Genomic DNA, 21,503 nt, shown 5'->3' with positions numbered 1-21,503 from the left:
CATGGCCGCTAAAAGCAATCCCGGCCCACCTCTCCCCCGCCCGCTGCACCTACACTTCTGAGGTGAGTTTCCCGGCTGTCTCCTCCCCCACGCTCGATTCCACGATTCGGCACCTCTATGTGCATGTGCCGTTTTGCCCCAGCATCTGCCCCTACTGCGATTTTCATGTGCTGACGCGGCGGGCGGGGCTGGTAGAGGCCTATCTGGAGCGGGTAGAAACCGAGGCGGCGGAGTTGGCAGCCCGCTATGACGTTGATTTAGATACCGTGTATCTGGGCGGCGGCACGCCTAGTTTTTTGCGTGACGCAGAAATTACAGCGCTGGTGGGCAGCGTGCGGCGGCATCTGGGCTGGGGCAGGGTGGAGAACACGCTGGAAATCAATCCGGGCACCGTGAACCCCGAGCGGGCAGCCCTGTGGCGCGGGCTGGGCATAGACCGGGCGTCGGTGGGCGTGCAGAGTTTGGATGACGCCACGCTGAAATTTTTGGGCCGCACGCACGATTCAGCGCAGGCCAGAGCCGCCGTGACCACGCTGATAGACGCCGGATTCCGGGTCAGCGGCGACCTGATTACCGCCGTGCCGGGGCAGCCGTTAGAGGCCGATATTGCCGGACTGGTGGCGCTGGGCGTGGGTCATATCAGCGCGTACACCCTGACCATCGAACCCGGCACCGAGTTTGCCCGCCGGGGCGTAACGGTAGAGGAAGACGACGAACGCGCAGGCTTCGAGCGTACCGAAGAGTTGCTGACCGCACACGGTTTTGACCGGTATGAGATCAGCAACTATGCGCGGTCCGGTCAACAGTCGCGGCACAATCTGGCGTACTGGGGCAACCGTTTTTATCTGGGTTTGGGGCCGGGAGCGGCGGGCCACTACCCAGCGGCAGGTGAGGCAGAATTGTTAGGCCAACGCCGCACCAACCTTCACCTGCACGAATGGCTAACAGGCGCAGAGGGTAAGGCGCAACCCATAGATGCCGAGGAATACGTCACCGACGCCCTGTTCATGGGCCTGCGCGTGCAGCGGGGCATCAGCCTGAGCGACTTGACGCAGCGCAGCGGACTGGACGTGGCCGGACGATACGCCAAACCGATCAAGGCCAACCTAGCGCGGGGTTTACTGGCTTTGGAGGGCGACACGTTGCGGGCCACGCCGCAGGGCTGGTGGGCGCTGAACAAGGTGATTACGGACTTTTTGGAAGGGTGAGATCAGGAAGCTCCAACCTGTATCAAAAAGTGGGCGAAGGGCCAGAACCGCAAAGTTCCAAGCCCTTCACCCACTCACCACTGCCTACTTACCGTTTTTCACGCCCCGTATTTATTCAGTTTCAGCGCGTTCGCCATCAGCAGCGGCATGATATCCGTGCCTTTGCGGAGGCCGAGGCTGCCCCGTCCGGCTTCTTCTTCGGTGTAGCGGTTGGCGACGTCTTTGCGGCCATGTTCAGCGTGAATCAGGAACGGGACGGGATGCCAAGAGTGGCTGGCGAGCTTGCTAGGCGTGGAGTGATCGCCCACGATGCACAGCACGTCGGGCTTGAGGGCCAGCAGTTGGGGCAGCAGCGCGTCGAACAGCTCGATCTTCTTGACTTTGGCGGCAAAATCGCCGTCTTCGCCCGTGGAGTCGGTCTTTTTCACGTGGAAGTAGAAGAAGTCGTACTTGGCCCAGTTCTCGGTCAGGGCGGCGACTTTGCCTTCCAGCGCGTCTTCGTGGCCCTCTACGGGCAGCACATCCATGCCCACCAAACTGGCGAGGCCCTTGTACATGGGATAGCTGGCGATGCAGGCGGCCCGCAACTGGTAGGCGGCGTCGAAGGACGGGAAGTGGGGCACATCGCTGTAACCTCGGAACAGCACGCCGTTGACCTGAGGCTCGGCGCTGAGGGCAGCTTCGGCACGGGCCACGAAGGTATTGACCAACTGGGCGGTCTTGGCCCCGGCTTCGTCGTGGGCGACTGCCGTCATAGGCTGCACGCCCGTATCTTGGGGGTCTACGTCGCTGATGTTCGCGCCCAACGCCACGCCGCCCACCGCTCGGAAGACCACCACAAAACGGTGCTCGGACTCGGTGTAGATCTCCACGGGCGTACCGTCGATTTCGGCAATGGCTTCACGCAGCTTGGCCACGATTTCCACGTTCTTCTCATCGCTGGGGCGTCCGGCGCGGCGGTCATCCACGATCCGGCCCGCGCCGAGGGTGGCAAAGTTTCCGCGCACGGCCACATCGCCTGCACCCAACTTCACGCCGATGCCTACAGCACTGAGGGCACCGCGTCCCACCACGTAATGCAGCGGATCGTAGCCGAAGAGGCTAAGGTGGCCGGGGCCGCTGCCGGGGGTAATGCCCGCGCCCACCAGTTCGGCCAGCCCAAGCTGAGAAGCCGCTGCCAGTGCGTCCAGATTCGGCGTTTTGGCAGTGGCGAGTTCGGTGTCGCCGCCGAGGGTCAGGGGCAGGCCGCCCACGCCGTCCAGCACTACCATCAGGATTTTGCTGTCGGTTTTCTTGGCCAGCCCGCGCACGGTATCCAGAAGATCGCTCATGCCAGAAAGTGTAACTGTTACACCCTCAGGGGGCGGTCAGGAGTCTAGGGGGAGGGCAGAAGGCTGGTCTTACGCCTCTTCAGGCCGCGCAAACTGGCCATCCTCGTTCAGAGCCGGATACTCCTCGCCGCGTTCGCGGTAGCCCGCCGCCAAGTCGGGGTAGCCCCATTCGAAGGCAATCCGGGCCAAGTCATCCGGCGCGAGTTGGGGCGTGTCGTACATTCCGGCGCTCAGGCGTTGGCGCTGGGCTTCAAACAGAATGGTGGCCGCTGCAACGGACACGTTCAGGCTTTGCACCATGCCAAACATCGGGATGATGATGTTGCCGTCTGCCGCCTCCGCCGCTGCATCGGACACGCCCCATTTTTCTGCACCCAACAGCACGCAGGTGGGGCGGGTGTAATCGGGGGTGCGGTAGTCCACGCTGCGCTGGCTGAGGTGGGTCGCCAAGACCTGTACGCCCTGCGCCTGCAACTCGCGCACGGCACTCACGGCGTCGGTGTGTGGCTGCACCCTCACCCATTTGTGGGCGCTGCCCGATGTGGCCTCGTAGGCGCTAGAGCCGAAACTGGGCATCTCGCCACTTTTGGGCGGCACGGCGTGGGCGGTCTGCACGCCCACCGCATCGCAGGTTCGCAGGATGGCGCTGAAATTGTGGGGCTTGTTCACTTCGTCCATCAGGACACTGAGCGTGGGCTGGCGCTTGCCCAACACCCGCATGATTTTTTGGTATCGCTCCGGCGTCATCAGGGGGCTAGGGTAACGCACTTGGAGAGTTGAGTTGACGGGCGAACCCCCCCGTTGCCTCCCTAAGCCCACCGCCGCGCATAAGTCTCTATGTCAAATTTGCGCTTCAATCCCCCCGCATTCATGTAGCGCACCGTGCCAAAAATTGGGCGGCGTGTCCACGGACGGTCATGCAGCCCAAACACCCAACTGATGCCCGCGAAACTGTTGGCGTTGCGGCCATCTTGCTCGTAGCGGTTGTTGAGGGCGATCAGGTGGGCGTGCGCCTCACGCGGCGTTTCTGTCCATTCCAGCACTTTTTTGCCCCAATACATCCGCATGTAGTTGTGCATCCGCCCGGTTCTGACCATCTCGTTTTGCGAGGCGTTCCAGTAGGGATCGTGCGTTTCGGCGCGGTCAAGCTGCTCGCGGGTATACAGGGCTTCGCGCTTGTCTCCGGCGTGTTCTTCCAGCGTTTTCCGCGCCCAATCGGGCACACCGTCGTAGGTGTCGTAGTGCGGGTTGTACTGGCAGAGGTTGAAACTCAGTTCGCGCCGCACGATCAGTTCTTCCAAAAAGGTGTCGGCCCCCGGCCCGCCGTGTTCGCGGGCGGCCAGCGCAGCCGTCAGGGGCGAGAGTTGACCGTAATGCAGAAAGGCGCTGAGGCGGCTGCTGCCGTCCTGCGTGGGATCGTTGCGGGTGTCGGCGTACCCGGCAAGTTGCTGGCCCACGAAGGCACTCAGGCGGGCAAGGGCGGCCACTTCTCCACCCGCTTCCCGGCCCGGTGGCACGCTGAAATCCAGCGGCAGGGTCTTGACGGTGGCCGAGGGAGCAGAGACATCTAGTTGGGGCAAATCGAGATCGGTGGGCCAGTCTTGCCCCTGCCGCTTCAGCTCATGCGGTTCCAGCGGCACAAAATAGTCGTGCCAGAGGCGGTGAATCTTGGGCCGAATGGTGCGGGCGGCGTATTCCTGCTTGGGGCTGGTGGTCTGCACAGGAATCAGGGCTTCAGATTCCACCTGCACGAGTGGCACGCCGAGGCGCACGGCCAAATCCTCCCGCCACTGCCGCTGAATCCGCAGATACCCCCGGTCTGTGATCACCACCGCCGCGCCCTTAGAGGCCGCCAGCACCACATCGGGCGGAGAGCCGAGGCGCACGCTGAAGGGAATCCCGCGTGCCGCCAAGCCCGCCGAGAGATCGCGCAAGCCTTCCAGCAAAAACTGGTAATGGCGGGCGTTGGCCTCCGGAAAACTGGGCGTGAGACCGAACACGGCGGCAAGGGGCAACCCAAGTCGGTTAGCCTCTCGAACCGCGTATTCCAGCGCGTGATTGTCGGTGACGCGCACGCTGGCCTGCACCCACAGCAGCACAAAACTGCCTTTGCTGTCCGGCATTCCCACCCGCAGCAGTTGCACCCGTGACTCATGAATCATGCGCCGATTGTGCCGCGTAGGAGGTGGGAAGAATGGTAGGGAATGGTGCTGGGATGGGGTGTAGGGCAATCGCTAAAGCTCACTCACCCCCTCTGCTAGCGCAGCTCTTCGAGTCCCAACCTCCCCCCCTCAAGAGTGAGGAGCTAAAACCACTCACCGCCACCCCACATCGTCCCCGGCCAATTCCGTGTGAGGCCGTCGTCCACGCAGTGGGCGGGCCAATTCCAGCTTAGGAACGACTGGCAGTTCCACTTCAGGTGAACGATTCAGCCGAGTGTGGAGGCGACAAGATCAATCCTCCTCAGCGGAGCGACAACTCCCCTGCACCCTTTGGGGGTGGGGGAATCCAACGCGGGAGAAAGCCAGAAACCCTGTTTCAAACTCAAAAAAACCGAGCAGCAAGCCCAACCCCTACCCCCCCGGCAACCGCCGAACCGGAAGTTGCACCCACCCCCGCCGCGACACCCAGCGCAGCGCAATGACCACCAACGCCCCCGCCAACTGTGCCTGAAACGGCGTGACGTACGGATACAGCAGCAACACCGCCAACGCCCCCAAAGCCGCAGCCGTGGCATACAACTGGTCGCGGCGGTACATGACTTCCGGCACCTCGTTGGCGATCAGGTCGCGGATAATGCCGCCGCCAACGCCACTGAGCATGCCCACGAACACGACACCCAACGGCCCCAGCCCAAAATTGATGGCCCCGATGGCACCCGACGCGGCGAACAATGCCAGCCCCACCGTGTCGAAAATGCTGAGGGTGCGCTCGAAGCGGGCCAGCCGTTCTCCGAAGGCGAAGGCCAAACCTGCCCCGGCAAGGGCCACCCACAGGTAGGTTTCGTCTCTCAGAAAGAGGGGCGGCGTTTGGCCGGTGAGGGTGTCCCGGATGGCCCCGCCGCCCACCGCCGTGACGCAGCCCAGCACCACCACGCCGAACAAGTCGAAGCGTTTGCGGACGCCCAACAGCGCCCCCGACATGCTGAACGCCAAGATGCCCAGCAAATCCAGCAGCCTCAGGCCGAGGGCCAGTGTGACGGGCGGAATCAGTTCATGCACGCTCCGCACTGTAGCTAACCGCCAATGCTGCTCTGTACCCCAAACCCCCACCCGGCGCGGCGTGCTATACTCCCGCCTGTTGTCTCTTCCGCCCGATGTTGGCCGCGCCCTCCGGCACACCAGCACGAAAACACCCCGGCGGGCAGAGCGCGCCCCGGCGGGAAACGCCGAGCGGCACAAGGAGAATCCAACATGGCCAAGCATCCCGTTCCCAAGAAGAAGACCAGCAAGAGCAAGCGCGACATGCGCCGCAGCCACCACGCCCTCGTGGCCCCCAACCTGAACACCTGCCCCCACTGCCACGCCAAGAAACTGAGCCATCACATCTGCCCCAGCTGCGGATACTACGACGGCCGTCAAGTTCTGGCTGTCTGAGGTCAGATTTCAGAAGGTAAATGCCCCCCAGTTCGGGGGGTTTTTGCTGTTTAGGGCAGAGCGAAGAGGTTGGGGCAGTCTGAATTCCAGCTCTAGGCCATCGGCGGTAGACACAACTCGGTATTCCAGTCGCGCCTGCCCAAGCTGCGGCCAGTACTCGGAGTTGAGATCGGCGTAAAGCACCTGAATCTGATCCAAAATTCTGAGTGCCATGTCTTTTTCAGCCCCATTCGCTATAAAAAACATCTGGCTATATGCCGATTGGTGCTGAACGATTACCGAATCGACCTCTACACGCACTTTGATGTCGTCCGAAATAACCGCGCCAAGACGATCAATAAACTGGTTCAGGCGTTCAAGTCGTAAGGCCAATGTCAATTCGGGTTCGTTCACACCCGCAAGTCTTCTTCTTCGGTCAAGAAGTCCACTGCGCCGGAGCCGATTTCGTAGAACGCGCCGATCACGCGGATTCGGCCTGACTTTTCCGAGGCGGCCACGTAAGGCGTCTGCCGCAGCACATGGGCCTGATGGCGCACGTTGTTCAGGACGGCTTCACGCATCCGGGCTTTCTTGTCGCGGATGGGCGGCATATTGGTCACGCAGGGCTGGATTTTCTCGATCAGTTTCCGCAAGTGTTCGGGTTCCTGCGCCACCACTTCGGGGGGAAGCAGGGCCGCCGCCACCGCGCCGCAGCCCTCGTGGCCCAGCACCATGATCAGCTGAATATCCAGATGCTTGATGGCGTATTCCAGCGTGCCCAGCCCCGATTCACCCACCACGTTGCCCGCCACACGCACTACGAACAGTTGCCCGAGGCCCTGATCGAAGACCAGTTCTACAGGTACACGGCTGTCGCTGCACGCCAAAATGGCCGCGTAAGGCGTCTGGCGCATGATCTGGGCGCGGCGCTGGTTGGCCCCCACGTCCGGGTTGCCGCCCTGCCCCGAAAAAAAGCGGGCGTTGCCGTCCTTAAGGGCCTGAATCGCCGCTTCCGGCGTCTGCACGTCGGCGTTTTTGAGGGCCGCGATGTCTTCCATGCTGGCCCCCCGGCGCACGGCGTCCACGATGCGGCGCTCCAGTTCGCTGGGGGGATCGGTGGAAGGGGCGGTGGGCGGCAGCGCATCAGGCAACACAGCAGGCAGCGGAACGGGCAGGTCACTCACCCGGCCATCCTAGAACGTCAGGCCGGAGAACCTGCCCCCCCACTGCTCAGTTGTCTGGCATCCGGCTGGTTAGGTCAGGGAAGGTCAGGCTATTGCCCCTGCCCCGCCGTGTATCCCGCCTGACCGTCAAAGGTGTACAGGTGTTCGGTCTTCACGAAATCCAGTCCTACCGCCGACACCCGCGCCAGCAGCGCCAGCACATCGGCGTGGCCCACCGGTTGCGCCGGGTCTTGCCACATGAACCGGCAACGCCAGTGATCGGCACAGGTAGTTTCGGGCAGGCCCTGCGGCCACACTTTTACGCCCCGGTTGGAGATCATGTCGAGCCGCCAGCCTTCTCCCGCCGCGCCCTGTAGCTGCTGGCCCAACACTTCAGGATTGCGGTCTGCCGCCCACCATTCCAGAAATACATCGGTGCCCACCAACTGCTTGACGGCGCGGGGGCGGGCCTTGACCTGCACACGGATGGCCGGAGCATTGCCCAAGCCACTCACGGCGGGGAGGTGCTGAGGCAGACGGCCCAAGCGCTCGATCACGGCGTCGGCAAAGGCCTGCGTGCCCACGTGCTGAAGGGTGTGCGGCCCCGCCACGTCACCCGTATGAAAGCCGTCTTCCAGCGCACACAGCCACGCATTCTGAATCCGCTGGGCCACCTCGCCCTGCCCGATATGGGTCAGCATCAGGGCCGCCGCGTTCAGCAGGCCGCTGGGATTGGCCTTGTCTTGGCCCGCCAGATCGGGCGCGCTGCCGTGAACCGCCTCGAACATCGCCACCGACGCCCCGATATTGGCGCTGCCGCCCAGTCCCACCGACCCCGACACTTCCGAGGCGATGTCGGACAGGATGTCGCCGTACAGGTTCAGGGTCACGATCACGTCGAAGGTTTCAGGGCGTGCGCCGAGGCGGGCCGCGCCGATGTCCACGATCATATGATCGGCTTGCAGGTCAGGATACTCGGCGGCCACTTCATCGAAGACCCGGTGAAACAGGCCGTCGGTGAGCTTCATGATGTTGTCTTTGGTCATGGCCGTGACCTTGCGCCGTCCGTGTGCGCGGGCATATTCGAAGGCGTAGCGCACCACCCGCTCGCAGCCGTCGCGGGTCACGAGTTTCAGGCACTGGTACACCTCGTCGGTCTGGCGGTGCTCGATTCCGGCGTACAGGTCTTCTTCGTTTTCACGCACGATCACCAAGTCCATCGCCGGATGGTGGGTGGCGACGAAGGGCGCGTAGGCCCGTGCAGGCCGCACGTTGGCATACAGGCCCAGTGCCTTGCGGAGCGTCACGTTCACGCTTTTGTAGCCGCCGCCTTGTGGCGTAGTAATCGGGCCTTTCAGCAGCACTCCAGTCCGCCGCAGAGTCTCCCAAGCATCGGGGGCCACGCCCGAAGACACGCCGCCGAGGTACACCTGTTGCCCCACCGCCACCTCGTGCGGGTCTATGCGTGCGCCTGCCGCCAGCAGAATTCGCAGGGTGGCGGCCATGATTTCGGGGCCGATGCCGTCGCCGTGAGCAATGGCGATGGGAATGAGGGCGGGGCTGGAAGCAGGCTGGGCGACAGGTTGGGCGGGCGATTGAGTTACGTCTGAAATAGGCACGGGGGAATCTCCTTAGGTACGAAGTGGGCGACTTGCCTGCGTTCATACTAGCGAAAAAGTTGTCGCGTATTGGATATCGTATTTTGTACTTCGTCCAGACTTGAGGGAGGAGGGGTGAAACAATGGCAATGAGGCCAGTTAGACTGAACCCTAGTTGCCCCCACCCATGACCCTCACCCCGCCCCCCAGCCACTGGACGTTTCTGACCAACCACACACATGTGCTGCTGTGTCTGGTACGTCAACCCGACGCGACGTTGCGGCAAGTGGCGCTGGAAGTGGGCATCACCGAGCGGGCCGTGCAGCGCATCGTGCGTGACCTAGAGCAGTCGGGAACCCTGACGCGTACACGCACGGGCCGCCGCAACAGCTACGCCGTGAACGCCGCTTTTGCCCTGCGCCACCCCCTAGAGGCTCACCGCAGCGTGGGCGATCTGCTGGCGCTTTTGGCCCCCGTACCCAGTCCGGTTGACCCGGCGCAGTAATCTGAAGCCCATGATGGACGCGCTCGACCCCACCCAAGAACCCACATTGGCCGAACTGCTGGAGCGCTACGCCATGTTGCGCGACACCATGCTGGGGCTAGAAGCCGAAAAGGAAGCGCTGGGAGTGCAGATCAAGGCGGCGCTGCAAACGGGGGAGCAGGCCGAGACTGACCTGTACCGCGCCAGCCTGAAGATTTCGCGCCGGGTGGAATATCCGGTGGAACGGTTCCGGGAAGTGTTCGGAGACGCGGCGGCGCTGGAAGTGGCGACAATTGACCGCAAAAAGGCCGAGGCGCTGGCCCAAGCCGGAGATCTGGACAAGGACGTCTTGCGGAGCCTGAGCGTGGTGAAGGAAACTCAGGCGCTGGTACTGCAACCGAAGACGCGCTGAACCGCAGAAGTACAACAGCAGGTTGACGGCCCTCTGACACGTTCGGCGCAGGCTGCGGCCTATGCGCGAGTCTGCACCGCAACCGCTGGCCCGGCCACACACCCTGCTTGACCCCAGCCTTCCGGCGTGGCAACAGTTCCCCAGCGACACCCTAATTTGGACTCAGGCGAGCCAGTGGATGAACTGCCCGAAAAAAGAGCGGCTGAGTGAGGCAAAAGCCTTACTGCCCAACCCCCGCTGAACTCTGCCGCTGCCCCACCCCAACGGGGCCTGTAACGCCCCTCTCAGGTCATAGGGATGCCGTCCAATTCCTGTACAACTGGGAACCCCACCGGCTGTCCGTCCCTTTCCCGGCATCCCTATTTTTTCCTGCTCGCTCTGCTCGAATTGAATCCCAAACAAGGCGGGATTCAATCGGAATCTATATCAGATGAGAGCGGAGGCGTATTCTGTTTGGCGTATGAACGCCGCCGCCCAAGTTAAGACCTACCTCGACCTCGTGAAATTTGAGCACACGGTCTTTGCGCTGCCGTTTGCCTACGCGGGGATGCTGCTGGCAAGCTTGGCGGTGAACGGCACAGGCTGGCCGGGTTGGAGCGTGCTGATTTGGGTCACGGTGGCGATGGCGTCGGCCCGCACGGCGGCGATGGGGGCCAACCGGGTTATAGACCGCTTCATCGATGCACGTAACCCACGCACGGCGGGACGCGAGGTGCCCAGCGGCAAAATTACGCCTGCGCAGGCGTGGACGCTGGTGGTGGTTAGTCTGGTGGTCATGGCCTTTGCCGCCGCCCAACTGAACCCGCTGTGCCTGTGGCTGATGCCGCTGGCCGTTGTCTTCCTGATCGGCTACCCCTATACCAAGCGGTACACGTGGCTGTGTCATGCGTGGCTGGGCATCACGGACGGCGCGGCGGCAGCGGGCGGTTGGATCGCGGTCACGGGCGAATTTGCGCCCCCCGCGTGGCTCTTGTGGGCCGTCGTCATTTTTTGGATGATCGGGCTAGACGTCATTTACGCCACGATGGACTACGACTTTGACCGCCGAAACAACGTCAAGAGCATTCCGGTGCGCTTCGGCATTCCGCGTGCGCTCAAGATCGCAGCGGGCAGCCACGCCCTCACTTTTTTGCTGTTGCTGGCAGTCGGTGTGGCGGTGGGGGCCAGCGGTTGGTATTACGTCGCGGCCCTCGTTATGGGCGGCATTTTGCTGTACGAGCACCGCATCGTGAACCCCAATGACCTGACCCGCGCCAACGTCGCCTTTTTCGACGCGAATATGTGGTTGGCCCTCACCATGCTGGCGGGCGTCATCGTGGATGTGGTGTGGCGCACGCTGAACGGGTGAGGGGTGAACGGGTCAGCATTCCTGCCAAGATCAGGGCCGCTTTTGCAGAAGGCCAGGAGCGACACGCTCTCACCTTATTGCTGCGCGAGCGTGACCTGCACCCCGCCGGATCGCGCGCATGGGCCGATCTGGAGCGCCTGAGCGGGCTGGTCATGATTCATATGCTGCGTGAAGTAGAGGGCACCTTTGCCCTAGAGCGGGCCGATACGTTGCTGGACGCCCTACCCGACGGCACGCCCCCAGTGCCCCGCGAAGACCGCCCGACGCTGGCGTGGCTGGAGCCTGAAGAAGCAGACTGACCCGGAAACCTGACAGAGGCCCCGGTCTCCCGCTAGACTCCGGCCAATGTCCGTTTCTCCCGCCCTCTTGCCCACTTCCTCTGCACCGGAAACCGCGTGACGCTGGAAAGTTCTGAAACCGAATTCGCCTCGCGCTATGCGGCGTGGGCGGCGGTAGGTCAGGTCTACCCCCAGCGGGAAGGCAGCCCGTTGCAGGAGTTCTCGGCGGGCGGGCGCGTGCTGTACCTGTTTGACCGCAGCGGCCCCTACACGGTGCGCCCCGGCCCGGCCAAACTGGTGGTGCACGGCATTCTGGACTTGGCCGCCACCGATCTCCGTCCTCAACCCGCTGATGGACGTGAGGAACTGACCGTGATCGGCATATCGGGGCTGGAAGGCGTGGGCGAAGTATTAGATGTGTCACGCCGCTCTTGGGTCGTCCGGGCACGGCTGCCGCTGGTGCTGTCCAGCTTTACGCCTCTGCCCGAAGTGCGCCCCGGAGACTGGGTGGCCTTCCGCACACTGCCGCTGCTGCACGGGTTCGCCGTAGAGAACGATTCGCTTCGCTGAAGCTCTGAGACTGAACCTACCAATCAGCATTTCCTAGCGTTAAATTTTTTACAAATAAAGAGTTTCTTTACCCTCTGGTATATACTGGTGAGTCAGTAAAGCTCTTGTGCTGGCCTTCTGCTGACCCAGCAGTGGGTGAGCGGCGCTCCCGCCCTCCTGGGTGGCCTCGAGAGGCAGAAATTGAATGAGAGCTTTCTGACAAGCTTCTGAATAGAGATGAGATGAACAGGACATGGGCTTTACGTGAGGAGAAGGCTGAGGCATCATCAAGCTATCCCTATGCCCACTGACTTGCTGTTTCCCCTTCCCGCTCAGGCCACGCCCTCGCAACTGGCTTGTTTGGTCATGGTGGATCTGGTAGGCAGCACGCGCCTAGCGCACCTTTTGCCGCTAGATCACTACACCTCGCTCATGGCCGAATTTGTCCAGGTACTGATCCTCAGTTTCGAGGCGCGGGGCGGACAGGTGCTGCAACATCAGGGCGACGCGGTTCTGGCGCTCTGGGATGAGCAACACGTGAGCGCAGGCATCACGGCGGCCCTTGAGGCGCATGAGAGATCGGCGCGCCTGTCGTTGGCGGCCATGTTGGGCGTGACTCTGCAGGTTCGCAGCGGGGTCGCGGTGGGTCAGGTCATCACGGGCATGGTGGGCGGGCAACCTAGCGCCTACGGCCTGCCCGTCAACTATGCCTGCCGCCTGTGCAGCGCCGCCCATCCCGGTGAGACGCTGGTGTGCGGCGGCGCGTCCAAAATGGATCACTTGCGGCAGGTCAGTTACACGCCCCGCACCCTGCCTTCCCTGCACGGATTTAATACTGAATGCGTGGCCTTCACGGCGCAGCTGAGGCCCCAGCCAGAGCAGCACTCGCACGGCCACATGAAAGCTGGTTAAGCACACGGCGCGGCTTCTCATGAGAACGCTCCCTAGACTGACCCTATGGAACGCAAGCCGCTGGTTCTCGTGATTGAAGATGAGAAAGACATCGCCCGCTTTATCGAACTCGAACTCGCCGCCGAAGGCTACGCGACAGAGGTGGCGTTCGACGGCGTGACGGGTCTGTCAAAATTCCGTGAAGTCAACCCCGATCTCGTGATTCTGGATCTGATGCTGCCCGTGCTGGACGGTCTGGAAGTGGCCCGCCGCATTCGCAAGACCAGCAACACCCCCATCATTATTCTGACCGCCAAAGACGGCATTCAGGACAAGGTGGAGGGGCTGGACAGCGGCGCGGACGACTACCTGATCAAGCCTTTTTCTATTGAGGAACTGCTGGCCCGCGTGCGTGCCCACCTGCGCCGCGTGAATCCTGCCGTGACCGGAGAAGTACGCGTGGCCGACTTGGTCATGAATCTCGATGGCCGCGAAATTTTCCGGGGTGGACGGCGTGTGGAACTGAGTGCCAAAGAATTTGAGTTACTGGAACTGCTGGCCCGCAACCCCGGCAAAGTGTTCAGCCGCTTCGAAATCGAAGAGAAGGTCTGGCCGGAATATACGGGCGGCAGCAACGTCGTGGACGTATATATCGGCTACCTGCGCCGCAAGTTGGAAGAGGGCGGAGAGCGACGCCTGATTCATACCGTGCGCGGCGTGGGCTACGTGCTGCGCGAAGAATAAGCCGCAATCAGGCTGAATCGGCCTCACACCGGGGCGCGGTAGAGTGGGCGGCGTGATGTTCTCTGCCCTTTGCCGCTGCCCTGCCTGTCTGTACAGATATAGGTGGGCGGCGTGACCCTGCGCTGGCGCTTGACGCTGTTCTATACGGCGCTCTTGGCCGTCCTCCTGACAGGCGTTGCTTTTGCCACCCTGCTGATGATGAGAACCAACCTCATCAGCGGGATGGATCGGGAGTTGCAGGACACCTACCGCCAGTTCACCACCATTTATAGCCAGATCGAACTGGAATCGGCAGCCAGCGGGAACGGGGAGAATGGGAGCGCGGGTGTGCTGCTGAGGCCTGCCCGCTACTTTTTCCCCAACTCGGCCATTCAGATAGAACAGTTGTCCTTCTATGATCAGGACAGCTTGACTGCAGAGTTTACGCGGGCTAAGTCTGAGCAAGCCCGCACCCAACTGTTAACCATCATTCGCGCGTTGGCTGACGGCACCCGCCAGAGCGTGGGCGTAGACCCCAGCGCTCCCATTCGTCTGTCGGACGCCGAATTGGTACGCCTGATCTCCTCTCCCGGACGACAGATGATTCTGACCCAGCAAGTCAAGAAGCAGTTCGACGATCCCGTGTCTATGCGGGTACTGGTCACGCTGGCTCCGGTCTTGCTGGAAAACAACGCTTTCGGTACGGCCCGCGAGACTTTTGCGATTACCTATGTAGGCCGCGACCTGTCCACGCTCACGTTTACGCTGGCGCAACTGAGAAGCGTGATTCTGCTGCTGTTCTTGGTGGGACTCGTGACTGCTGGGGCGGGTTCCTATCTGCTGGCGGGGCAGGCCATGCGTCCCCTGCGTCTGGTACAGCGGGCCGCCGAACGCATTGGCGGCCAGAACCTCGCTGAGCGCGTACCCGAACCCGCCACCGGCGACGAGGTACAGGCTTTGGCACAGGCGCTGAATGCCATGCTGGGGCGCTTGGAAAGCTCCTTCGAGGCCCAGCGCCGTTTTACTTCGGATGCCAGCCACGAACTGAGAACCCCGGTAACGGCCATCAGCGGGCACGCCAGCTACCTGCTGCGGCGCACCAGCCCCAGCGGGCAGCAGCAGGAAAGCCTGAATATTATTCGCAGCGAATCCGAACGCCTGACCAACCTGATCGCCAGCCTGCTGCAACTGGCCCGCTCCGACAGCGGCGCACTCACGCTCACGCATCAGCCGATCTTGTCCAGCCTGTTCTTGGCCGATGTGGCCCGCGAACTCGCCCCGTTGGCACAGGCCCAGAACACCGTGCTGACCACCACAGGCGAAGATGTTCCCTTCGAGGGCGACCCAGACCGCATGAAGCAGGTCATCATCAATCTGGTGGGCAACGCGCTGAAGGCCGGAGCCACCACGATTACGCTGGAAAGTACGCCGCAGGACGTGGTGGGAGGCAAAACCAGAGAGGTGCGCCTGAGCGTCCGCGACGACGGCCCCGGCATTGCGCCCGAGCATCTGCAACGCCTCTTCGACCGCTTTTACCGCGTAGAGGACAGCCGCAGCCGGGATCAGGGCGGCGCGGGCCTCGGCCTCAGCATCGCCAAGGGCATCGTGGACGCGCACGGCGGGCGAATTTGGATAGAAAGTGAAGTGGGCGTGGGCACGGTGGCCCATGTACAGGTGCCGATTGGGAACGTGCCGGATTTGAGTGAAGAGGATGTGCCTTAAAACTGGGGAAATACGAGTGTGGATCGTGGTCAAGGTCAAACCACGATCCACACCCACGATCTAACCGATCATCAGCGCATTCAACTCTTCCATCAATTCCTCGCCCTCGGCAATCGTGCGGGCCACCACGAAAATGGTGTCTTCTCCGGCGATGGTGCCCACGATGTCGTCTCGGCGCAGGCGATCTAACAGCAGGGCGACCCCGGTGGCGTGGCCGTCGGCGGTACGGATGACCAGCACATTTTCGCCCCGGTCTACGTCATGCACGAAGTTTTGGAACAGACGGGCCAGTTCTTCTTCTACGTTGCCATGCCCTGCTACCTGCGCCAGAGCATAGCGGTGGCGGCCCTTGCCGATGGGCAGACGCACCAGCCGGAGTTCGTTGATGTCGCGGCTGACGGTGGCCTGAGTGACATGCACGCCGTCGGCCCGCAGCCGTGCGACGAGATCCGCCTGCGTGGAAACACTCTCGCGGGCGATGATGTCCTGAATGCGCTTTTGGCGCTGATCCTTGCTGAGCACCCTGCAATAGTATGCATATGCGGTGAATAATGCAACAAGGCGGGAAGTGGTTAGTGGTGAGTAGGAAAAGACTTTGATCGCCTGATGCTTACTGCTTCGTCCAACAGTTTCCGGGCCACTTCTCGCTTGCTGATGCGGGGCCAATCTTCGAAGGTGGCGTCGGGGCGGACGAGGGTCACTTGGTTGTCGTCTCCACCAAAAGCTGTGCCTTCGCGGGTGGGGTAATTCAGCAGAATAAAATCTGCATTTTTGCGCTGGGCTTTCAGGGCCGCCCGCTCCACGCCCGCGTGGGTTTCCATGGCAAACCCCACCAGCACGCGCTCTGGGTGGTGGGGCTGTTCGGCCCCTAGCCCAGCTAGAATGTCCGGATTGGGCGTCAGGTGAATGCTCACGTCGCCCGCGACTTTGGCCTGCTTTTCACTTGCTGGGGTGGCGGCTCGGTAGTCGGCGATGGCGGCGGTCATGACCACGATTCCGGCGGTTTGGGCAGCTTCGTCTACGGCAGCTTTCATCTCTAGCGCGGTTTCTATTCGTACCACCCGCACGCCCGCTGGATCGGGCAGGGTCACTGGCCCCGTGACCAGCGTCACTTCTGCGCCGCGTGACTGGGCCTCCTGCGCCACCGCAAAGCCCATCTTGCCGCTGCTGGGATTGGAGATAAAGCGCACCGGATCGAGGTATTCGCGGGTGGGGCCAGCCGAGACGACCACCCGCACACCCGCGAGGTCTTGCGGCACGGCGGGCGCGAGTAAGGCCAACGCCGCCGCTGCAATATCTTCCGGTTCGGCCATGCGCCCCAGCCCCACACCCTCTCCCCGCGAGCCGAATGCGCCCACTTCTGGCCCCAAAAACTGATGGCCCCAGCCGCGCAACGTGGCGGCGTTGGCGTGCACCGCCGGATGCCGCCACATTTGCTCGTTCATGGCCGGAACCCACAGCACGTGGCCGCGCACGCTGAGCAACGTAGCGGCGGCCAGATCGGCCCCATGTCCGCCCGCCGCCCGCGCCAGCAGATCGGCTGAAGCACCTACGATCACCACCGCATCGGCCCGCGCCAAAGCAAGGTGTTGGGCGTCTGGGCGAGACTCGAACCATGTTTCGTCGGTGGCGACGGCGGTGTCGGCAGCAGTGGACAAACTCAGGGGCGTAATAAATTCTAGTGCCGCACGGGTGGCGATGACCTGCACCCGCGCCCCGCGCTCCCGCAAGCGCCGCAGCACCGATGGAGCCTTGACCGCCGCCATGCTGCCCCCCACGATGACCAACACGGTGGGCAGGGCAGGTGCAGAAACGTCGGGATTCACGGGACTAGTTTAGGGGATGCAGCCAACCTGGGCTTCAGGATGTCCTCTGGCTGCCATTCACCAGTTGTAAGTGTAAATACTCCGCGTCCGGCTGGGCGGGTCAGAGGGACAGTCGGCGGGCGGGGGAACGCTAGACTACGGCCATGACGAATCAGGGTTCTTCCGGCATGGATTTTGACGTGTTGGTGATCGGCGCTGGCCCCGGCGGATATCACGCGGCCATTCGCGCCGCGCAGCTTGGATTGCGGGTGGCGTGCGCCGAGCGCGAAGCAGTGGGCGGCGTGTGCCTGAACGTGGGCTGCATTCCCACCAAAGCCCTGCTGCACGCCGGTGAGCAGATCGCAGCGGCCCGCCACGCCGCTGACTTTGGCCTGACCTTTGGCGAGCAGAAGATGGATATTGCCAAGCTGAACGGCTGGAAAGACGGCATCGTGAAGAAGCTGACGGGCGGCGTGGGTGCCTTGTTCAAGGCCAACAAAATTACGCACCTGATCGGGGAAGCCAGCTTTGTGGACGCCCACACCGTGAAAGTAGGCGACAAGACCTACACGGCGGGCAGCTTCATTATTGCCACGGGCAGCGAACCCGCCAAACTGCCCGGGCTGGACGTGGATCAGGTCGAAATTGTGGATTCCACGGGCGCACTGGTGATGCCTGACCCCGTACCCGCCCGGATGCTGTGCGTGGGCGGCGGCGTCATCGGCTTCGAGTTCTCGCATGTGTACAACAACATGGGCAGCGCCGTAAAAGTCATCGAGTTCCTGCCTAACGTGATTCCGGGGGCCGACGCCGACGCGGTGAAGGAATTTGCCAAGTCCATGACCAAGCAGGGCATCAAAATAGAGACGCAGACGAAGGCCAACAAAGCGGAGAAAAAGGCCGACGGCATTCACGTGGAACTGGAAAGCGTGAAGACCGGCGAGAAGCGCACCGAGGTCTTTGACCGCGTGCTGGTGGCTGTGGGCCGCCGCCCGCGCACCGATGGGCTGAACATGGCTGCCGCTGGCGTACACGTGACGGATCGGGGCTTTATTCCCGCCGACTTGCAGCAGCGCACCAACATTCCGCACATCTACTCGGTGGGCGACGTGGCCGGAAATCCCATGCTGGCGCACAAGGCCATGAAAGAAGGCTTGGTGGCCGCCGAAGTGATCGCCGGAAAACCCGCCGCACAAGACGCCGTAGCGATTCCCGGCGTGGTGTACACCAGCCCCGAACTCGCTTGGGTAGGCCTGACCGAGCAGGAAGCCAAAGACAAGGGCTACAAGGTTAAAACCGGAACCTTCCCGCTCAGTGCGTCGGGCCGCGCCATGACGCTCCAGCAGACCGATGGCTTCGTGAAAATGGTGGTCGAGGCCGACTCCGATCTGCTGTTGGGTGTGCATATCGTGGGGCCGCACGCCTCCGATTTGCTGGGCGAGGCGGGCTTGGCCCTAGAAATGGCGGCCACCGCCACCGACATCGCCCTGACCATCCACGCGCACCCCACCTTGGGCGAAAGCGTGCTGGAAGCGGCGGAAGCGGTGCATAAGCAGGCGATTCACATCATGAACCGCTGAGAAATAGCCTCACGGAGCAAAAGCGTCAGCGTGAATCTGGCGCTTTTGCCTGTTGCAGCGGCCTTGCTATACTCTGTGCCGCTACGTAGGCACTCGTAGCTCAGATGGATAGAGCGGCCCCCTCCTAAGGGGCAGGCCACTGGTTCGACTCCAGTCGAGTGCGCCAAGCAATAAAGAACACCCCGGCCAAGCGTCGGGGTTGTTCGTTGATGATCTGTGCCAGAACTTGCCCTGAAGACCCTTTTAGCCAACCGCCATCTGGCCTTGAACTGGGGCCGGGATGCTAGGGTGCATGAAACCCCTCACGCCGCGCCGCCACGGAATCGTCGACTACGCCGCCTGCGCCCTGATGCTGGCCGCGCCTCCCCTGCTGGGCCTGAACCCTGCCGCCCGCCGCGCTTCGGCCCTCTTTGCCGGAACCTATCTGGTGGTCACGGCGCTGACCGATTTCCCGCTGGGACTGCGGCGCACCATCCCTTTTCCGGTTCACGGGAAGATTGAACTGGCAAGCGCCCCGGCCCTGCTGGCACTGCCTGCGGTGCTGGGCGCAATGAGCGGAACCAAAGAAAAAGCCTATTTTGCGGGGCTGGCGGCCACGGTACTGACGGCGTACAGCCTGACCCAATGGGACGCTGACCCAGACGCCTGAGCTTCCTTCAACCCAGCACGCTGGCCCGTATGCTGAGGCCATGACACCTGAGCAACGGCCCGTGCTGGAAAATCAGTTGGCCCGAATCGCACAGGCAGAGGCCGTAGGTTTGCAGGCCTATGCACAGGTTCAGGCCAGCTTTGGCCCGGTCACAGCTATTTTTTCGGGGGCCGAGTTGCCCGTGAATATTGCGACCCTCGCACCAGACGTCACACCGACTGCCGAAGATTTCCGGGCCACCGCCGACTTTTTCAGGGTGAGGGGCGTGCGGCCCAGTGTGCAGGCCTTCAGCGACGTCAACGCTGAAACCCTGGCTGCCTTGACCGGAGCAGGCTTCGTGCTGACGCAAATCTTGCATGTGTATCTGCACCCCCTGACCGATCTGCCTCCTTTGCCCGCTATCGCCGTGCAGGACGCGCCGCCCGAACTCTGGATTGACGTGGCCTGCCGAGCCTTCGGGCCGGGCAGCGAGGCCATTATGCGGATCAATGCCTCGTTGCCCAACGTCAAACGGGTGCTGGCGCGGCTGGACGATCAGCCTGCGGGCGTAGGCCTGATGGGCACAGAACTAGGCGTGGCGATGCTGTTTAGCGGAGCCACCTTGCCAGAGCAGCGCAAGCGGGGCGTGCAATCGGCGCTGTTGGCTGCCCGCCTGCATCTGGCCGCGCAGCACGGGGCAGACTTTGCCAGCGTGAACGTGACCCCCGGTTCCGGCAGTGAACGCAACGTGCGCCGCGCCGGATTCGTCCAGTGCGGCGCACGCCTGCGCTTCGAGCAGGTTCAATCGGGAAACTGAGCCTAGAGCATTTGTCAAAAGAGTCGTTTGCTGTTGACCGAACAGAGTGAGTGAATTGAACGAGGATTCGGGAGAATGGAAGCGTCAGGAGCTTTTTTCTGACGCTTCCATTCGGACAACTGCTCTAAAAGTTAGTCCAGCTTGAGCTGCCACTCGGTCACGGCGGCGTAGGGCAGAAAGCCCATCTGCACATTGATGGCGAGCATGGCGGCGTTCACGTCGGCGTTGTTGGTGCGAATAAAGCGGGTGCCAGGGCACTGGGCGGGCAACTGGCGCAGGGCGGCGGCTTTCAGCCATTTGCCGAGGCCCGCGCCCCGGTACTCTGGCCGCACGGCGGTTGCCCCCTGATAGGCAATGCTGGCCCGCTGAGGATGCCAGAACAGTTGCGTGTATCCAGCTAGCGTGCCTGTGGCCGTGTCTTCGGCGGCCAGCGTCAGGCAGAGTTCACCCTCCTTCGCCATCATTTTTTCCCAGCCCCGGATCATCTCGGGCGTAAATGTCCAGTCTTCCACGTCCAACTCCCCGCGTGGCGCGCTGTTCATCACGCCCATCAGGTCGGCGGCGCGGGCCAGATATTCTTCGGGAAGGGTCGTCCAGACGTGCAGTCGGTAGGGGTCAGCTTCGGGGCGGGTGCACCAGCGCTCAAGCAGTTCGGCGCTGACGTCGGCCACCACCAACTGGCTCTGGCGCATGGGCAGGGCCGCTTCTCCGCCCAAGCTGTCGGCAAAGGCATGGGCGGCAGGCACGCGGTCAGAGGTCATGAAGGTCACGATGCGCCGCCCCTGTTGACGGGCTTGCTGCTCCATGGTGGCAGCCAAAGCGCGGCCCACTCCAGCGCGGCGGTGGTCGGGGTGAACCATGATGTTGGCGTGTGCGGCGTGCAAATTCTGCGTCAGGCTGAATTCCAGTTTGGCCCAGCCGATCACCTGCCCGCCCACGCGCACCAGAGAGGGCAACACCACCTCATCGGGCAGATGATCGCCCAATGTAGCGGCCACCTGATCCCGCACCAACGGTGGGTCTTCGGGGTAGGCCGCCGCATAGCAGGCCAAAATAAGGTCTGCCGCTGCCAGCCGCTCCTGCGGGGACGCCGTGGCCTTGTCGAATGTCTCTACTTGTAGCTCAGTTGCCGTCATGCTCCAGTGTGTGCCCAAAAGGGTCAAGAATGCATCGGCAAACTGGCGGAGTGCTTAAACTGATTGTGACGATGCACATATGCAGCACGGCTGGTCAGCACACTCCGTTAAGATGCCTTCATGAAGCGTTTGCTCTTTCCGATCACCGCCTGCCTGTGCCTGCTGACGGCCTGCCCCACCCGAAATCCTGAAGATTCCAGAGGGAGAAGCCGCCCTACACGGCGAATGGCGCGGAATGCTGACGCCTGCCGTGGG

General features: G+C 62.6%; 25 protein-coding genes and 1 tRNA gene (1 of these 26 running past the window's edge). 16 read left to right on the top strand and 10 right to left on the bottom strand.

Going from position 1 to position 21,503, the window contains the following annotated elements; translation table 11 throughout:
* Together SU48_RS00810 and hemW are read left to right on the top strand one after the other, a co-directional pair.
* Positions 1–12 carry the 3' end of a hypothetical protein gene (locus tag SU48_RS00810; RefSeq protein ID WP_064013584.1) on the top strand. Its footprint begins 474 nt before the window's first position, so only the last 12 of its 486 coding nucleotides appear in the window; its start codon lies beyond the left edge, outside the window; its stop codon occupies positions 10–12.
* A 50-nt stretch (positions 13–62) separates the two neighbouring features.
* The gene (gene hemW / locus SU48_RS00805; RefSeq protein WP_064013583.1) at positions 63–1,208 is read left to right on the top strand and encodes a radical SAM family heme chaperone HemW; all 1,146 of its coding nucleotides are present in this window, start codon (positions 63–65) and stop codon (positions 1,206–1,208) included.
* 98 nt (positions 1,209–1,306) lie between these two features.
* Here hemW and SU48_RS00800 read toward each other — a convergent pair whose 3' ends face one another.
* The 4 genes from SU48_RS00800 to SU48_RS00785 form a co-directional block, all read right to left on the bottom strand.
* Entirely contained in the window at positions 1,307–2,539 is a 1,233-nt protein-coding gene (locus SU48_RS00800; protein ID WP_064013582.1) for a 2,3-bisphosphoglycerate-independent phosphoglycerate mutase, read from the bottom strand.
* A gap of 69 nt (positions 2,540–2,608) precedes the next feature.
* Complete coding sequence (trmH, locus tag SU48_RS00795; protein ID WP_064013581.1) at positions 2,609–3,286, bottom strand: tRNA (guanosine(18)-2'-O)-methyltransferase TrmH; 678 nt, start codon at positions 3,284–3,286, stop codon at positions 2,609–2,611.
* Between the two features lie 62 nt (positions 3,287–3,348).
* Positions 3,349–4,701, bottom strand: a complete 1,353-nt coding sequence (locus SU48_RS00790) for a deoxyribodipyrimidine photo-lyase (RefSeq protein ID WP_064013580.1) — start codon at positions 4,699–4,701, stop codon at positions 3,349–3,351.
* A 411-nt stretch (positions 4,702–5,112) separates the two neighbouring features.
* Positions 5,113–5,760, bottom strand: a complete 648-nt coding sequence (locus tag SU48_RS00785; RefSeq protein ID WP_064013579.1) for a trimeric intracellular cation channel family protein — start codon at positions 5,758–5,760, stop codon at positions 5,113–5,115.
* A 192-nt stretch (positions 5,761–5,952) separates the two neighbouring features.
* Here SU48_RS00785 and rpmF point away from each other — a divergent pair, with 192 nt between their 5' ends.
* Positions 5,953–6,135, top strand: a complete 183-nt coding sequence (gene rpmF, locus SU48_RS00780) for a 50S ribosomal protein L32 (protein WP_064013578.1) — start codon at positions 5,953–5,955, stop codon at positions 6,133–6,135.
* Between the two features lie 9 nt (positions 6,136–6,144).
* On the opposite strand, the gene SU48_RS00775 is transcribed toward rpmF, so the two are convergent.
* From SU48_RS00775 to SU48_RS00765, 3 genes are all read right to left on the bottom strand, one after another.
* Complete coding sequence (locus SU48_RS00775; RefSeq protein WP_064013577.1) at positions 6,145–6,528, bottom strand: hypothetical protein; 384 nt, start codon at positions 6,526–6,528, stop codon at positions 6,145–6,147.
* Positions 6,525–7,172, bottom strand: a complete 648-nt coding sequence (locus SU48_RS00770) for a carbonic anhydrase (protein ID WP_231881705.1) — start codon at positions 7,170–7,172, stop codon at positions 6,525–6,527. Before SU48_RS00770 ends, SU48_RS00775 begins: the two co-directional genes overlap by 4 nt.
* A 215-nt stretch (positions 7,173–7,387) precedes the next feature.
* Entirely contained in the window at positions 7,388–8,896 is a 1,509-nt protein-coding gene (locus tag SU48_RS00765) for an NADP-dependent isocitrate dehydrogenase (RefSeq protein WP_197474659.1), read from the bottom strand.
* 166 nt (positions 8,897–9,062) lie between these two features.
* Here SU48_RS00765 and SU48_RS00760 point away from each other — a divergent pair, with 166 nt between their 5' ends.
* From SU48_RS00760 to SU48_RS00725, 9 genes are all read left to right on the top strand, one after another.
* Positions 9,063–9,380, top strand: coding sequence for a winged helix-turn-helix domain-containing protein (locus SU48_RS00760; RefSeq protein WP_064013576.1), 318 nt, complete (start codon positions 9,063–9,065; stop codon positions 9,378–9,380).
* A 10-nt stretch (positions 9,381–9,390) separates the two neighbouring features.
* Positions 9,391–9,771 carry a hypothetical protein gene (locus SU48_RS00755; RefSeq protein WP_064013575.1) on the top strand — a complete coding sequence of 127 codons (381 nt, stop codon included), beginning with the start codon at positions 9,391–9,393 and terminating at the stop codon, positions 9,769–9,771.
* Positions 9,772–9,832: 61 nt separating this feature from the next.
* Positions 9,833–10,012 carry a hypothetical protein gene (locus SU48_RS14015; RefSeq protein ID WP_157451032.1) on the top strand — a complete coding sequence of 60 codons (180 nt, stop codon included), beginning with the start codon at positions 9,833–9,835 and terminating at the stop codon, positions 10,010–10,012.
* A gap of 219 nt (positions 10,013–10,231) precedes the next feature.
* Complete coding sequence (gene mqnP / locus SU48_RS00750) at positions 10,232–11,119, top strand: menaquinone biosynthesis prenyltransferase MqnP (RefSeq protein WP_064013574.1); 888 nt, start codon at positions 10,232–10,234, stop codon at positions 11,117–11,119.
* The gene (locus tag SU48_RS00745) at positions 11,116–11,418 is read left to right on the top strand and encodes a hypothetical protein (RefSeq protein ID WP_231881651.1); all 303 of its coding nucleotides are present in this window, start codon (positions 11,116–11,118) and stop codon (positions 11,416–11,418) included. The genes mqnP and SU48_RS00745 overlap by 4 nt, the downstream gene beginning before the upstream one ends.
* A 96-nt stretch (positions 11,419–11,514) precedes the next feature.
* Positions 11,515–11,967 carry a hypothetical protein gene (locus SU48_RS00740; protein ID WP_064013572.1) on the top strand — a complete coding sequence of 151 codons (453 nt, stop codon included), beginning with the start codon at positions 11,515–11,517 and terminating at the stop codon, positions 11,965–11,967.
* A 279-nt stretch (positions 11,968–12,246) separates the two neighbouring features.
* Positions 12,247–12,858: an adenylate/guanylate cyclase domain-containing protein gene (locus tag SU48_RS00735; RefSeq protein WP_064013571.1), complete on the top strand. Its 612-nt coding sequence runs from the start codon at positions 12,247–12,249 to the stop codon at positions 12,856–12,858.
* Between the two features lie 45 nt (positions 12,859–12,903).
* On the top strand, positions 12,904–13,581 hold the full coding sequence (locus SU48_RS00730; RefSeq protein ID WP_010887388.1) for a response regulator transcription factor: 678 nt from the start codon (positions 12,904–12,906) through the stop codon (positions 13,579–13,581).
* A gap of 111 nt (positions 13,582–13,692) precedes the next feature.
* Positions 13,693–15,282: a sensor histidine kinase gene (locus SU48_RS00725; RefSeq protein WP_064015759.1), complete on the top strand. Its 1,590-nt coding sequence runs from the start codon at positions 13,693–13,695 to the stop codon at positions 15,280–15,282.
* 60 nt (positions 15,283–15,342) lie between these two features.
* Here SU48_RS00725 and argR read toward each other — a convergent pair whose 3' ends face one another.
* The gene (argR, locus tag SU48_RS00720) at positions 15,343–15,804 is read right to left on the bottom strand and encodes an arginine repressor (RefSeq protein ID WP_064013570.1); all 462 of its coding nucleotides are present in this window, start codon (positions 15,802–15,804) and stop codon (positions 15,343–15,345) included.
* A gap of 50 nt (positions 15,805–15,854) precedes the next feature.
* Positions 15,855–17,108, bottom strand: a complete 1,254-nt coding sequence (gene coaBC, locus SU48_RS00715; RefSeq protein WP_082869588.1) for a bifunctional phosphopantothenoylcysteine decarboxylase/phosphopantothenate--cysteine ligase CoaBC — start codon at positions 17,106–17,108, stop codon at positions 15,855–15,857.
* A 167-nt stretch (positions 17,109–17,275) separates the two neighbouring features.
* Between coaBC and lpdA the strand changes: the two genes are divergently transcribed.
* The 4 genes from lpdA (at position 17,276) to SU48_RS00695 (ending at position 20,112) form a co-directional block, all read left to right on the top strand.
* The gene (gene lpdA / locus SU48_RS00710; protein WP_064015757.1) at positions 17,276–18,667 is read left to right on the top strand and encodes a dihydrolipoyl dehydrogenase; all 1,392 of its coding nucleotides are present in this window, start codon (positions 17,276–17,278) and stop codon (positions 18,665–18,667) included.
* A gap of 89 nt (positions 18,668–18,756) precedes the next feature.
* Positions 18,757–18,833: transfer RNA gene (locus SU48_RS00705), tRNA-Arg, on the top strand.
* A 126-nt stretch (positions 18,834–18,959) separates the two neighbouring features.
* Complete coding sequence (locus SU48_RS00700; RefSeq protein ID WP_064013569.1) at positions 18,960–19,316, top strand: hypothetical protein; 357 nt, start codon at positions 18,960–18,962, stop codon at positions 19,314–19,316.
* A gap of 40 nt (positions 19,317–19,356) precedes the next feature.
* Positions 19,357–20,112 (top strand): hypothetical protein, encoded by a 756-nt coding sequence (locus tag SU48_RS00695; RefSeq protein WP_064013568.1) that lies wholly within the window; start codon positions 19,357–19,359, stop codon positions 20,110–20,112.
* 131 nt (positions 20,113–20,243) lie between these two features.
* Here SU48_RS00695 and SU48_RS00690 read toward each other — a convergent pair whose 3' ends face one another.
* Complete coding sequence (locus tag SU48_RS00690) at positions 20,244–21,248, bottom strand: GNAT family N-acetyltransferase (RefSeq protein ID WP_064013567.1); 1,005 nt, start codon at positions 21,246–21,248, stop codon at positions 20,244–20,246.
* Positions 21,249–21,503: the final 255 nt, after the last annotated feature.

It is taken from the genome of Deinococcus puniceus (assembly GCF_001644565.1).
GTDB classification, from domain to species: domain Bacteria; phylum Deinococcota; class Deinococci; order Deinococcales; family Deinococcaceae; genus Deinococcus; species Deinococcus puniceus.
The sequence above is the reverse complement of the archived record's forward strand: the minus strand, read 5'-3'. Positions and strand labels throughout refer to the sequence as shown.

Bases quoted from the DNA above. Each gene is read 5' to 3' on its own strand.
- SU48_RS00800 (WP_064013582.1), bottom strand. From the start codon at position 2,539: ATGAGCGATCTTCTGGATACCGTGCGCGGGCTGGCCAAGAAAACCGAC.
- trmH (WP_064013581.1), bottom strand. From the start codon at position 3,286: ATGACGCCGGAGCGATACCAAAAAATCATGCGGGTGTTGGGCAAGCGC.
- SU48_RS00790 (WP_064013580.1), bottom strand. From the start codon at position 4,701: ATGATTCATGAGTCACGGGTGCAACTGCTGCGGGTGGGAATGCCGGAC.
- rpmF (WP_064013578.1), top strand. From the start codon at position 5,953: ATGGCCAAGCATCCCGTTCCCAAGAAGAAGACCAGCAAGAGCAAGCGC.
- SU48_RS00770 (WP_231881705.1), bottom strand. From the start codon at position 7,172: ATGGAAGACATCGCGGCCCTCAAAAACGCCGACGTGCAGACGCCGGAA.
- SU48_RS00760 (WP_064013576.1), top strand. From the start codon at position 9,063: ATGACCCTCACCCCGCCCCCCAGCCACTGGACGTTTCTGACCAACCAC.
- SU48_RS00755 (WP_064013575.1), top strand. From the start codon at position 9,391: ATGATGGACGCGCTCGACCCCACCCAAGAACCCACATTGGCCGAACTG.
- SU48_RS14015 (WP_157451032.1), top strand. From the start codon at position 9,833: ATGCGCGAGTCTGCACCGCAACCGCTGGCCCGGCCACACACCCTGCTT.
- mqnP (WP_064013574.1), top strand. From the start codon at position 10,232: ATGAACGCCGCCGCCCAAGTTAAGACCTACCTCGACCTCGTGAAATTT.
- SU48_RS00735 (WP_064013571.1), top strand. From the start codon at position 12,247: ATGCCCACTGACTTGCTGTTTCCCCTTCCCGCTCAGGCCACGCCCTCG.
- SU48_RS00730 (WP_010887388.1), top strand. From the start codon at position 12,904: ATGGAACGCAAGCCGCTGGTTCTCGTGATTGAAGATGAGAAAGACATC.
- lpdA (WP_064015757.1), top strand. From the start codon at position 17,276: ATGGATTTTGACGTGTTGGTGATCGGCGCTGGCCCCGGCGGATATCAC.
- SU48_RS00700 (WP_064013569.1), top strand. From the start codon at position 18,960: ATGAAACCCCTCACGCCGCGCCGCCACGGAATCGTCGACTACGCCGCC.
- SU48_RS00695 (WP_064013568.1), top strand. From the start codon at position 19,357: ATGACACCTGAGCAACGGCCCGTGCTGGAAAATCAGTTGGCCCGAATC.
- SU48_RS00690 (WP_064013567.1), bottom strand. From the start codon at position 21,248: ATGACGGCAACTGAGCTACAAGTAGAGACATTCGACAAGGCCACGGCG.